The sequence below is a fragment of the Paenibacillus sp. NRS-1760 genome (assembly GCF_050467785.1).
In the GTDB taxonomy this organism is placed as follows: Bacteria; Bacillota; Bacilli; order Paenibacillales; family Paenibacillaceae; genus Pristimantibacillus.
This window is the reverse complement of the sequence record NZ_JBITPK010000026.1, coordinates 1-13,697: the sequence shown is the minus strand read 5'-3', so window position 1 is coordinate 13,697 and position 13,697 is coordinate 1. Positions and strand designations below refer to the sequence as shown.

At 48.6% G+C, this 13,697-nt stretch carries 8 protein-coding genes; all 8 read left to right on the top strand.

All coding sequences use genetic code 11. From position 1 onward, the window contains the following. Positions 1-209: 209 nt before the first annotated feature. On the top strand, positions 210-1,973 hold the full coding sequence (thiC, locus tag ACIFSR_RS33370; RefSeq protein WP_430063484.1) for a phosphomethylpyrimidine synthase ThiC: 1,764 nt from the start codon (positions 210-212) through the stop codon (positions 1,971-1,973). After that, a complete protein-coding gene (locus ACIFSR_RS33365; RefSeq protein ID WP_339204073.1) occupies positions 1,966-3,033 on the top strand; it encodes a ThiF family adenylyltransferase in 1,068 nt (355 codons plus the stop codon). Before thiC ends, ACIFSR_RS33365 begins: the two co-directional genes overlap by 8 nt. 43 nt (positions 3,034-3,076) lie before the next feature. Further along, positions 3,077-3,931 carry a thiamine phosphate synthase gene (gene thiE / locus ACIFSR_RS33360; protein WP_430063482.1) on the top strand — a complete coding sequence of 285 codons (855 nt, stop codon included), beginning with the start codon at positions 3,077-3,079 and terminating at the stop codon, positions 3,929-3,931. Between the two features lie 5 nt (positions 3,932-3,936). Then, positions 3,937-4,755: a thiazole synthase gene (locus tag ACIFSR_RS33355; RefSeq protein WP_430063480.1), complete on the top strand. Its 819-nt coding sequence runs from the start codon at positions 3,937-3,939 to the stop codon at positions 4,753-4,755. Next, positions 4,755-5,903, top strand: a complete 1,149-nt coding sequence (gene thiO, locus ACIFSR_RS33350; protein ID WP_430063478.1) for a glycine oxidase ThiO — start codon at positions 4,755-4,757, stop codon at positions 5,901-5,903. The genes ACIFSR_RS33355 and thiO overlap by 1 nt, the downstream gene beginning before the upstream one ends. Before the next feature lie 184 nt (positions 5,904-6,087). After that, positions 6,088-7,128, top strand: a complete 1,041-nt coding sequence (locus ACIFSR_RS33345) for a FecCD family ABC transporter permease (RefSeq protein ID WP_430063476.1) — start codon at positions 6,088-6,090, stop codon at positions 7,126-7,128. A gap of 2 nt (positions 7,129-7,130) precedes the next feature. Next, positions 7,131-8,162 (top strand): FecCD family ABC transporter permease, encoded by a 1,032-nt coding sequence (locus ACIFSR_RS33340; protein ID WP_430063474.1) that lies wholly within the window; start codon positions 7,131-7,133, stop codon positions 8,160-8,162. A 159-nt stretch (positions 8,163-8,321) separates the two neighbouring features. Then, positions 8,322-13,697 (top strand): hypothetical protein (locus ACIFSR_RS33335; protein WP_430063472.1); only part of this gene is annotated, 5,376 nt, incomplete at its 3' end.

Genomic DNA, 13,697 nt, shown 5'->3' with positions numbered 1-13,697 from the left:
ACGACACTCTTCGACCGCTCCTTTGCTGGAGCGGTTTTTTTGTTTGGCGCCAGTGAATCGATAAAGCTTTGTGGCCGCCATGCACGCTCCAGCAATTGCAGCTCTTGTAGCAGCCTAGCTACTTGTATAGCAGCGGTGTTTTAAACTTTCTCATATGCTTGCGTATGCCTCCAGGAGGAATTCTATTATTCCATTAGGAGGTTTTTGTTATGTCTATTTTTTCTACTCCGCTTCCGGGCAGCCGCAAGGTGTACGTCGAGGGCTCAAAGGGAAACATCCGTGTTCCGATGAGAGAAATTGCACTTGAAGCTAGTACTGGCAGAAATGGTGAAGAGCTGCCGAATGAACCTGTAAGAGTTTATGATGCAAGCGGTCCTTATACCGATGAAACGTATGAGGCAGATGTTCGGCGTGGTTTGCCCGGTATTCGCAGCGAATGGATTTTGCAGCGTGGTGATGTAGAGCCCTATGAGGGCAGGGAAATCAAACCTGAGGATAATGGATTTATTTCGGCTGAAAAAGCAGAGCAGCGAGGCGCTGAACGATTCCCGGGGTTAACGAGGAAACCGCTTCGTGCCAAAACAGGGCAAAATGTTACGCAGCTTCATTACGCCCGCAAAGGGATCATTACTTCTGAGATGGAATACATCGCTATTCGCGAAGGGATGAGTGCAGAGTTTGTGCGCAGCGAAATCGCGGCCGGCCGTGCCATTATTCCAACGAACATCAACCATCCAGAAAGTGAGCCGATGATTATTGGGCGGCAGTTTCACGTTAAAATCAATGCTAATATCGGCAACTCTGCTGTAGCATCTTCGATTGAAGAGGAAGTGGAGAAGATGACTTGGGCGACGCGCTGGGGAGCCGATACGATTATGGATTTGTCCACGGGGAAAAACATCCATACGACGCGGGAGTGGATCGTGCGGAATTCACCAGTTCCAGTTGGCACAGTGCCCATTTATCAGGCGCTGGAGAAAGTGAACGGCAAAGCAGAAGACCTTTGCTGGGAAGTATTCCGCGATACGCTTATTGAACAAGCCGAGCAGGGCGTTGATTATTTTACGATTCATGCTGGTGTGCTGCTGCGCTATATACCACTCACGGCAAAGCGCGTTACGGGCATTGTCTCGCGAGGCGGATCAATTATGGCAGCTTGGTGCCTGGCACATCATAAGGAGAATTTCCTATATACGCATTTTGAAGACATTTGTGAAATTATGAAAGCATACGACGTATCATTCTCGCTCGGTGACGGCCTGAGACCCGGTTCTATAGCAGATGCCAATGACGCTGCTCAGTTTGCTGAGCTGGATACGCTTGGTGAGCTAACGAAGATTGCATGGAAACATGATGTACAAGTGATGATTGAAGGCCCTGGCCATGTGCCTATGCATTTGATCAAAGAAAATATGGATCGTCAGCTGGAAGTATGCGATGAAGCGCCTTTCTATACATTAGGACCGCTAACGACCGATATCGCGCCAGGCTATGATCATATTACTTCGGCAATTGGAGCTGCGATGATTGGATGGTTCGGCACGGCGATGCTTTGTTATGTAACACCGAAGGAGCACCTTGGGCTCCCGAATAAGGAGGATGTGAAGGAAGGCGTTATTACTTACAAAATCGCAGCGCATGCGGCTGACTTGGCGAAAGGGCACCAGGGAGCGAAGCTGCGTGATGATGCATTGTCCAAAGCGCGATTCGAGTTTCGTTGGCGTGATCAATTCCATCTGTCGCTTGATCCAGAGCGTGCGATGGCTTACCACGATGAGACGCTTCCGGCAGATGCAGCTAAATCTGCTCATTTCTGCTCCATGTGCGGGCCGAAATTTTGCAGCATGCGAATCACTAAAGATATAAGAGAGTATGCCGCGCAAAACGATATGGAAACAACGGAAGCCATTGAAGCGGGAATGAAGGAAAAATCAGATGCATTCAAGGCGGCAGGGAGCAAGATTTATGGTTGATTCTGTTCTTGATGCTTTTGCAGATCGTTATTCGAGGCAAACGAGATTTGCTTTGATTGGAGAGGCAGGCCAGCGGAAGCTGGCCGATGCCTCGGTGCTTATCGTCGGTGTAGGCGCATTAGGAGCTTCGCTTGCGCAGCATATGGTAAGAGCCGGTGTCGGGGAAGTTAGGCTGGTAGACAGGGATTTTGTTGAGCCGAGCAACTTGCAGCGCCAAATGCTTTTTGACGAGGCGGACGCGCTGGCTGTGATGCCCAAAGCAGTGGCAGCTGCCAGTCGGCTTCGCCAAATTAACAGCAGTGTAAACATTATGGCGACAGTAGCGGATGTGAATGCACAGAACATCGGGTTTCTAGCCGGAGGCGTTCATCTCGTCCTTGATGGGACGGATAATGCAGCGACAAGGCTGCTGGTCAGCGACCAATGCTTTAGTCAGCGAATCCCATTTGTTTATGGCGGTGTGGCTGGGGCGCAGGGCATGCAGGCAACATTAGTTCCTGGAGATACATCTTGCTTGCGCTGCTTAATCGGAGCAGATGATATGGAGCAGGAGGCAGATACTTGCGATACGGTGGGCGTACTCGCTCCAGCGGTGGAATGGATTGCATCTATACAAGCAGCTGAGGCGATAAAATGGCTCACTGGCAATGAATCGGCGCTGCGTAAAACGTGGTTGAGCATTGATTTATGGTCATTTCGAATGCGGGAATCGGAGCTGCCGACGTTCAGGGCCGAGTGTCCATACTGTGGCCAAACGGCTGTTGGAGCAATAGACGACAAGCGTTGTTTTGAAGCTGATAGAGCAGAAGACAATCAAATAAGCTCTACCGTATTATGCGGTAGGGATACGGTGCAGGTGACGTTAGGCAAGCCGTTTGATTTAAAAGAGGTAGAGCAAGCTTTGAGAGCGCTTGGCTGCACGCTCACCGTGAATCGGTATTTAGTGAAAGCGATGATCTCAAGCGGAGAGCAGCTGATTCTCTTCCCAGATGGACGGGTGCTTGTGCAAGGCACAGCGGATGCGGAGAATGCAATTAATCTCGTTAAAACGTTTTTATGAAATGGAAACAAATGATTTGTTTGATGAAAGGTTGTGTTTGAGAATGAGTAGACAAGGCTGGCGGAACTTCAAGCTCTACGCCATTACAGCGAAATCTAATCACCCTGGCAGATCAGTCGTTGAAGTGATGGAGCAGGCGCTGATTGGCGGAGCTCAAATGGTTCAGCTTCGCAACAAAACAGGGACGAGGGATGAGGTGCTTGAAGAGGCCAAAGCCCTTCGAATACTAACGCGAAAATATGAAGTGCCTCTTATCATTAATGATTATCCTGATCTTGTTCTTGAGACGGATGCTGACGGTGTTCATTTAGGTCAGGATGATATGCCAATTGCCAAAGCAAGAGAATGGCTTGGAGTTGACCGCATAATTGGCATATCCACGCATAACCTGCAGCAAGCGCTGGCTGCTGAACAGGAGGGAGCCGATTATATCGGCGTTGGGCCAGTGTACCCTACCGAAACAAAGCCGGGCCGTACGGCTGTTACTACGAGTTATGTCAAGGAAGCAGCGCATCATATTTCCATACCGTTCGTGGCTATTGGCGGCATCACACTTGATAATGTTGATGCCGTGCTAGCGTCAGGGGCAACACGGATATGCGCAGTTTCAGCCATTGTTGGCCATAATGATCCGGCTGGTGTTTGTCAGGCTTTCTTAAAGAAAATTGATGCACACCGTTCTGAATATGTTCATCCATTTAAGACAGTGAAGATAAATGGCCGTGAGGAGCAGACTAGCGCTAAAACAGTGGAAGAACTGGTCATCCAGCTTGGACAACAACATAAAAAGCTCATTATTGAGCTTAACGGTATGATCGTACAACGTGCAAGGTGGGCTGAAACTGAATTACTTGGCGGAAGTTCCATCGAACTTGTACATTTTGTCGGAGGGGGCTGAACATTTTGGGAAATTGGAATCATGAAGATGTCCTTCTTATTGGAGGCCATGCGCTGCGGTCGCGCTTTTTGTTCGGTACGGGGCGATTTCCAAGTCCTGCTGTACTGCAGCAGGCGCTTGAAGCGTCGGGTTCGGAGGTTATTACGTTCGCGGTTAGAAGGGTTAATCTAGAGAGTGTAGAGGATGATTCGGTACTTCAACACTTTGAAGATAGACAAATGCAATATTTGCCGAATACATCTGGTGCGAGAACAGCGGAGGAGGCTGTTCGAATTGCGCGTCTGGCGAGAGAAGCTGGGCTTGGCAACTGGATTAAGGTTGAAATCAGCGGAGACCATCGAACACTTTTGCCTGACCCTATAGAAACGCTGCGTGCTACGGAGCAGCTTGCGAACGAGGGTTTTATCGTTCTTCCTTATACATCTGATGACCCAATTCTATGCCGGAAATTAGAGGAAGCAGGAGCTTCAGCAATTATGCCTGGAGGATCGCCAATTGGATCCGGGCTCGGATTGCTCAATCCCTATAACCTCGGACTTATTGCGGAGCAGTCGAGCGTTCCAGTCATCATCGATGCGGGTATTGGATCGGCAAAGGACGCTGCGGAAGCGATGGAGCTAGGCGCGGACGGCATTTTGGCTAATACGCCTATCGCTAAGGCACAGGATCCGATTATGATGGCTCGCGCTTTTCGATTAGCGATTGAAGCAGGGCGGCTGGCATGGCTGGCTGGCCGCATACCGAAAAAACGTTATGCATCCGCAAGCAGTGATTGGGCAGGCTCATTATTTGAAACAGGAGTTAGCGCAGGAGGGGAACAATAATGCCCCAATCGGTAATTATACTTGGAGGCGGCATTATTGGTTTGTCTTGTGCCTTCGAGTCGGCGCGTAGAGGCATGAACGTAACACTCATTGAGCCAAGCGCACTCGGAGGGCAAGCATCCGGTGCAGCAGCAGGCATGCTTGCTCCATTTTCAGAAAATACGGAGCAGCCCGATCATTTTTTTCAGCTGTGCCTAAACAGTCACCGCAGCTACCCGGCGTGGATTAAAGCGATCGAGGAACAATCCGGCATGTCGACGGAGTGGGTGCAGAGCGGCAGCATTAACGTTTTTATGCATGAAGCAGACGTCTTGCCCATACAATCCAGATTGCAGTGGCAAAATGAATGGGGAGCCGAAGCTCAGCTTATTGATGCAGCTCAGCTTAGGAAGCTGGAGCCGATGCTTGCTCATTCGGCAATTGCGGGCGTATTTACGCCAAAGGAGAGCCATGTGTACGCGCCAAAGCTTGTTGCAGCGCTTGAAGAAGCTTGCCGGAGGTTAGGTGTCGTCATCCTATCCCATGCGGGTAAAATTGAAGAGGTTGCAGTTCAACAGAGCGGGGGAGCGTCTGTCCGAGCAGAAACGATGATAAAGAAGGTTCATGCCGATCGGCTAGTCGTCTGCGCGGGCGCTTGGTCAGGTGAATATGAAAGATGGTTCGGACTTTCTGTTCCGATCCATCCCATTCGGGGACAAATCTGTTCTTATGAGCATCAAGAAACTGAAGTTCGCCATATGGTCTTCTCCAGCCAAGCCTATTGGGTCGGAAAAAGAAATGCTCGGCTCGTATGCGGTGCTTCTGAAGATGTTGCGGGCTTTGAGACGAGTGTGACAGAACGAGGCATCGGCCGCTTAATTCGCAGCAGCAATCAGCTTTTTCCATTTCTTAAAGGAAAAGAAACCGCGCATCGGTGGGCAGGCTTGCGTCCCGCAACGCGAGATGGAATGCCAATGCTTGGGCAAGTAGAGGGAATGCCAGCCGTTATTATGGCCGCAGGTCATTATCGCAACGGTATTTTGCTAAGTCCAATCACAGCTCATATTGTTGCTGATCTATTGGAAGAAAAGCAGGGAGAACCGTCGATCAGCAGATTCTCTCCTAACCGCTTTACGACTATTGCTATGAGAGGAAGACTTTCTACTTGATAGGAAGCCGCATGAAGACAGCACGAAAGATCTAAATTATTGCATTGAAAACATATGAAAAATCTGCTATATTGAAAACGAGAATCGTTATCAGTTGAGCGGGTTTTTTTATGTCTGGAAACAGACTTCCTTTATGAAGCATTTTTTATCAACCAAAGTATACATACAGAAGGGTAGTTTTCAAATGTCTTCTCTATCAAACAAGAAAGCGCTGGCAGGCACAAAGCTGCGCACACGGCCGCTAGTGGCTACAATTATTTTATTCGGCGGGTTTGCAGCACTCTTATTATCGCTCGCATTATCTATCTCTGTGGGTGCAGCAGATATCAGTCTCTCTACGGTGTGGGATGGCGTATTTCATTTCAATGAGGAAAACATTCAGCATCAAATTATTAAAGAGCTTCGTATGCCGCGTGCGTTAGCCGCTGCTTTGGTGGGAGCAGCTTTCGCTGTCGCAGGTTCTGTTATGCAAGGCATGACTAGAAACCCATTAGCAGACTCAAGCTTGCTCGGAATTAACGCAGGAGCAGGTTTTATGTTGGCGCTTTGCTTCGCTTTTTTCCCTTCAATATCTTATCTTGGTCTTATGTTTGTGTGCTTTGCGGGTGCAGCAGTTGCAATGGGACTCGTATACGGAATCGGCTCATTAGCAAAAGGCGGCTTAACACCTGTGCGGCTTACACTGGCTGGTGCGGCTGTAGGAGCATTGCTGCTTGCTATAACAGAAGGCATAGCGATATATTATAAAATCGGTCAGGATTTGGCTTTTTGGTATGCTGGCGGGGTAGCCGGAACGAAATGGCTGCAAATTCAAATTGTATGGCCATGGGTCGTTGGCGGACTGCTTGGCGCCATTGTGTTATCGCGATCCATTACGCTGTTAAGCTTAGGCGATGATGTTGCTGCAGGTCTTGGACAACGAACTGGCCTAGTAAAAGCAGCAGGCGTCATTATTGTCTTACTGCTGGCAGGTACCGCTGTTTCAGCAGTCGGCTCTATCGGTTTTGTAGGGTTGATTATACCTCATATCTCACGATTCCTAGTTGGCGTCGACTACAGATGGATCATTCCATGCTCGGCGGTTTTGGGAAGTTTGCTTATGGTGCTGGCGGATATTGGCGGGCGATTGATTAATCCGCCTCAGGAAGTGGCTATCGGTATTATAATCGCGGTTATAGGCGTTCCGTTCTTCCTCTATCTTGTAACAAGAATGAAGGGAGAATAAGCATGAATACTTATTTTATTACCGAAACCGAACAGCGTAGAAGAAAACGCGCAGTCCTCGTAATGACCGTGCTTAGCGTACTTATTATTTTGTCTGTTATCATTAGTATGAACACTGGTTTTATTCGCTTAGCGCCGCTTGATGTATTCAAAACGTTATTGGGATCAGGAACAGCTAAGCAGGAGCTAATTCTATTTGATTTCCGCTTGCCGCGGATTGTCATCTCTATATTAATTGGCGCAGGTTTTGCAGTATCGGGCTGTATTATACAAGGATTATCGCGCAACCCGCTTTCTGATCCAGGGCTGCTGGGTATAAACGCGGGCGCAGGGCTTGCAGTTATATTGTTTATTTCTTTTTATCCGACAACGGAAAAGGGCTCTATTTTTTTGATGCCGTTTCTTGCATTAATCGGTGCATCATTTACCGCATTGCTTATTTTTGTACTTTCGTATAAGAGACATCGAGGGTTATTGCCAACTCGGATGATATTGGTAGGTATCGCTGTAGCGGCGGGTATTAGCGCAGCGATGCAGCTTTTGATTTTGCGTCTTACGCCTGAGAAATATCAGTTTTTTGCTGTATGGATGGCGGGGAGCATTTGGGGAACGAACTGGAAGTATGTGCTTGCACTGCTCCCATGGTTAATCGTTATTTTTCCAATCGTGCAATATAAGTCGAAAGCCTTGAATGCTTTAAATTTAGGCGATCAATTGGCAGTTGGACTTGGAGCTCAAGTGAACAAGGAGCGGGCATTGCTGCTTGCTGCAGCGGTGGGCCTGGCTGGTTCTTGCGTTGCTGTCGGCGGGGGCATCGGATTTGTCGGACTCATAGCGCCTCACTTGGCAAGAAGACTTGTCGGTCCGCAGCATCAGGTATTATTGCCAGCTTCAGCATTTGTAGGCGCGCTGCTCGTTATTGTGGCGGATACACTTGCCAGATGGGCATTCCAGCCAAACGAAATTCCAACAGGCATTGTTGTTGCTGTTATTGGAGCACCTTATTTCTTGTATTTATTGTCCAGATCGAAATAGTTAAAAAAGTTGAAACAGAAACCGCGGAGAGCAGCATGCTCCCGCGGTTTTTTGTTTGTTAAAAGCCGCATATGTACATTTGTCTGTACTCCTTGTAGCCAGCCCATGGGTACCTGCATATATTACCTATGACATTTCAGGTGGAAGAAGGAGAGGACTATGACAAAAAACAGAAAAGGGAAAAGCCCGAAGGGGCGAAAGCCGCTTTTTTATGTTGATAATCCGAATGCTTCCGAGTTAAAGTGGCTAGATGATTTGAACAGGAAGAAGGCCGCTGTTGCACAAGCACATGCAGCTAAAACGTTGATTAAAAAAGAGGAAGAAGAGAAGGAGAAGGAGAAGGAGAAGGCGAACATTAACGCACTCGCTCTCATTCTCGAGAATCCATTAGAGCAGATGGATTCGGAAGTTGTCACGATGGAGGACGCTGAGGAGATTGAACAGTTAGAACAGCTTATTCAACTGGAATTAGAGGAGCAAGCAGAACAGCTGGAGCAAGTGCTGCAGCTGGGACTGTTGGAACAAGAAGAGCAGCAGGAACAAGCGGGGCAAGTAGAACTGTTGGAGCAAGGGGAACAGCTGGAACAATCGGAACAGCAAGAACAATTGGAACAATCGCAAAAAGAAGAGCAGCAGGAGCAATTAGAACATTTGGATATGCTGGAGCAGCTGCAGCAGATTGAAGAGCAAGAGCGTCTCGCTGTCGAAGAGCTTGCCGAGCAGATTGATCAGTTAAGCTTGGAAGAAAAGTTTGAGAAACTTGATGAGAAATTGGCGCCGGAAGGTCCTCCAGCTTTTATATACACGGATGATTTGGTGGACTTTTCGGTTACATCAGAGAAAATTGCACCTGGGTCGATCGACAGCAGCAAGCTGGCAGCTGGCAGCGTGCAGGCAAGCACGATTGCCGATTATTCCATTCACACCATTCATTTAGCTGACGGCACAATCAACTCCGCTAAAATTGCAAAAGAATCGATTATGGGCGAGCATTTGGTAAACCACTCGATTACTGGAAACAAAATTTTGGATTATTCAATTTCTGGAAATAAACTTCAAGACGGCAGCATCTCGTCGGAGAAGCTTGCAGATCGTACGATCAGTATGGACAAAATTGCAGAAGGGTCAATCGAGTCCAGGCATTTGAAGTCATTGCTCATTACAACAGACCTGCTTGCCGATCAAGCCATTACTGGCGATAAAATTAAAAGCGGTACGATTGGGCCGGAAAATTTGGCTAATGAGGCCATTGACAACTCAAAGCTTTCTGAAGGAGCAGTAACACACTCCAAGCTTCGTGACTCAGCAGTTACGAGTGAGAAGATAGCAGCAGAAGCGATTGAAGCGGAGCATTTGAAGCCTGGATTGCTGCTATCTGAGCATGTCGCAGTTGGTATTATTCAGGGAAAGCATTTGGCCCTCGGAGATATAGCCGCGGAACATCTAGCAGAAGGGGCAATCGGAACAAGGGAGCTGCAAGCAAAAGCGGTAAAAGCAGAACAATTAGCGGACGAATCGGTATCTTCGTCTCATCTTCAAGCAGCGGCCGTTCTGAGCTCCCACATCGGAACAGGGCAAATAACAAGTGAGCACATCGGGGATCAGTCCATTAACTCTAGGAAGCTTGCGGATCAATCGGTATCCACCATTAAAATTGTTGATCATTCAATAACGATCTCTAAGCTTTCTGATCAATCCGTTAATGCTCAGAAGCTCGCGAATGACTCCGTTCACAGCCGTCATTTGGGCACCGGGAGCATTACATCCGACAAAATTGCCGATGGGCAAATATTGCAGGCGCATCTGACAACAGATGCAGTAAATATGAAGCATATTGCAGCAAATGCAATTAAACGGGATCATTTGCAGAGCGGGATTGTTAATGAAGATAAAATCGCGCCTTTATCCATTCGTGTTGGCCATATTGGTATGGAGGCTGTTGGTACTACTCAATTAGCGGATGCTTCAATTACGCGAAGCAAGTTGGCTGATGGTGCTGTTGATAGTAAAGTCATAGCAAACTTTGCTATTGAATCCCGACATCTTCAGGATGAATCGGTAACGTTTCAGAAGCTAGCCCCTGAAGTGTTAAGGTCGTATCATTTTACTAAGGGTGCCGTAACGGGTGAAGCGATTTCTTCAGAAGCAGTGAACGGCATGCATTTAAAATCCGAGATCATTGAAGGACGCCATCTCGCAAAGGATGCTGTAGATAACAAAAAGCTGCAAGACGGTTCAGTTACGAGCAGCAAGCTAACGAAAGGCGCTGTTACGGATCAAGCTATTGCTTCAGGTGCAGTTTTTTCGCATCATTTGGCAGATCATACTGTAAATTCATTAAAGCTTTCCCCTGAATCGGTTACGACCGATAAGCTGGCTGATTTAAGCGTCTCGACTGGCAAGCTCGCAGACGGAAGCGTATCGAGTGTCAAGATTGCGTCTCAAGCTATTATGCCAGGGCATCTCGGAGCCAATTTGATTGCTTCCCACCACCTACAAGCAGAATCGATTCGCTCGACCCATATTGAAGCTCATGCAATTGGAGCTGAACATTTGGCTGATCAATCGATCGGAAATGAGCACCTTCAAGATGGTGTCATTACATCTGCTAAACTAGCTTACGGCGCTGTGCAATCAAAGCAGATAGCAAATGAAGCGGTGCTTAGCCGTCATTTGGGAAATGCATCCGTGCTTGGAATCCATTTGGGAGAAGGGGCGGTTCATGCCGCGCATTTGGCGGATGATTCGATTACGATTGAAAAGCTGACAGCAAACAGTATTGGACCAGCGCAATTGCAAAACGATTCCGTAGGTGCTGATGTCATAAGCAAAGGTGCTGTAGGTACGGATCATATCGCACCAGGAGCTATTACGTCGGGTAAAATAGCGGAATTGTCGATTGGCGCGAAGCAGCTTAAGCCAGAGTCGGTAAATGCAACGCATTTAACAATAAATAGTGTAAACGAACATGCATTGCAGGATGAGTCGGTGACGAGTGCAAAGCTGGCTCAAGATGCCGTCTCAAGCGAGCATGTACAGCTCGAATCACTTGCCGGCAAACATTTGAAATCCGATTCGATTCAAGGCTATCACGTTCGCAAGGGCACGATTACACTAGCTCATTTGGCTAATGATGTGCTTGTGTTTGATCGAATTGCTGACAACAGTATTTTGGGCAGAAAGCTTAAGGAAGGCTCTATCGATAGTAAGTTGTTGTCAGTCGACAGTGTGGGGACTGAGCAGCTGGCAGACGGAAGCGTGACGACGTCGAAGCTGAAGCTAGGTAGCGTAGGAAAGGATCAGTTGTCGGACGGAAGCGTAACGACATCGAAGCTGGTACTAGGCAGTGTAGGTTCGGAGCAGCTGGCGAATGAAAGTGTGACGACGACGAAGTTAGTACTAGGCAGCGTAGGCACGAAGCAGTTGGCGGACGGCAGTGTGACGACATCGAAGCTGGAACTAGGCAGTGTGGGTACGGGGCAGTTGGCGGACGGAAGTGTAACGTCGTCGAAGCTGGAGCTAGGCAGCATAAGCTCGGCGCAGTTGTCAGATGGTAGTGTGACCAAATCGAAGCTGGAGCTGCGCAGTGTAGGTACGGAGCAGTTATCGGATCGCAGCGTGTCGACATCGAAGCTGGTACTTGGCAGCGTGGGTACGGATCAGTTGACGGATGGCAGTGTAACGGCATCGAAGCTTGAGTTAGGCAGTGTAGGTACGGAGCAGTTGGCAGACGGTAGTATAACAAAATCGAAGCTGGTACTAGGCAGCGTAGGCTCGGATCAGTTGTCGGATGGCAGTGTGACGACGAATAAGTTGGTACGTGGCAGCGTGGGTACGGATCAGTTGATGGATAGCAGTGTGACGACATCGAAGCTGGTACTTGGCAGCGTGAGTACGGATCAGTTGTCGGATGGCAGTGTGACGACGACTAAGTTGGTACAGGGCAGTGTAGGTACGGATCAGTTGTCGGATGGCAGTGTGACGAAATCCAAGCTGGAGCTACGCAGCGTAGGTACGGATCAGTTGTCGGATGGCAGTGTGACGAAATCGAAGCTGGAGCTGCGCAGTGTAGGTACGGATCAGTTGGCGGATAGCAGTGTAACAAAATCAAAGCTGGTGCTAGGCAGTGTAGGCTCGGATCAGTTGTCGGATGGCAGTGTGACGAAATCGAAGCTGGAGCTGTGCAGTGTAGGTACAGAGCAGTTGGCGGACGGCAGTGTAACAAAATCGAAGCTGGTACTAGGCAGTGTAGGGCCGGAACAGTTGTCGGATGGCAGTGTGACTACGACGAAGCTGGTGCTTGGCAGCGTGGGTACGGAACAGTTGTCGGATGGCAGTGTGACGACCTCGAAGCTTGAACTAGGCAGCGTAGGTACGGATCAGTTGTCAGATGAAAGTGTAACTACAACAAAGATTGCGTTAGAGAGCATAGGCTCGGAGCAGTTAATGGATGGAAGCGTGACTGCATGGAAACTAGCGTTTGGCAGCGTTGGATCAGAACAGCTGACGGACGGAAGCGTGACAACGACGAAGTTGGCGTTAGGCAGCGTAGGTTCGGATCAGCTGACGGACGGAAGCGTGACAACGACGAAGCTGGCATTTGGCAGTGTTAATTCGGAACAGCTGACGGAAGGCAGTGTAACGACATCGAAGCTGGCGTATGAAAGCATAGGTTCGGAGCAACTAGCTGATGGCAGTGTGACAACATCGAAACTGTCGCATGGAAGCATTGGTTTAGAACAACTAATGGATAGAAGTGTGACATCATCGAAACTTGCGTATGGAAGCGTTGGTTCAGAACAACTGACGGATAGAAGTGTGACATCAGCGAAGCTTACGTATGGAAGCGTTGGATCAGAACAGCTGACTGACGAAAGTGTGACAACAGAGAAACTGGCGTTAGGCAGCATAGGTTCGAATCAGCTGATGGACGGAAGTGTGACATCATCGAAGCTGGCATTTGGCAGTGTAAATTCGGAACAGCTGACTGATGGAAGTGTGACGACATCGAAGCTTGCGTATGGAAGCGTAGATTCAGAACAGCTGATGGGCGGAAGTGTAACATCATCAAAATTGGCATATGACAGTGTAGGTTCAGAGCACTTGATAGACAGAAGCGTGACGACGACCAAGCTAGCTTTTGACAGCGTAGGTTTGGAACAGCTGATGGACGGAAGCGTGACATCCGCGAAGCTGGCGAATGGAAGCATTGGTTCAGAACAACTGACGGATAGAAGTGTGATATCCACAAAGCTTGCGTATGGAAGCGTAGGTTCAGAACAACTGACGGATAGAAGTGTGACATCAGCGAAGCTTACACATGGAAGCGTAAGTTCAGAACAGTTGGCAGACGGAAGTGTGACGACATCGAAGCTGGCTTATGGCAGTGTAGATTCAGAACAGCTGATGGGAGGAAGCGTAACTTCATCGAAACTGGCGTATGATAGCATAGGTTCAGAGCACTTATTGGACGGAAGCGTGACGACAACGAAGTTAGCGTTTGGCAGCGTAGGATCGGAGCAGCTGACGGACGGA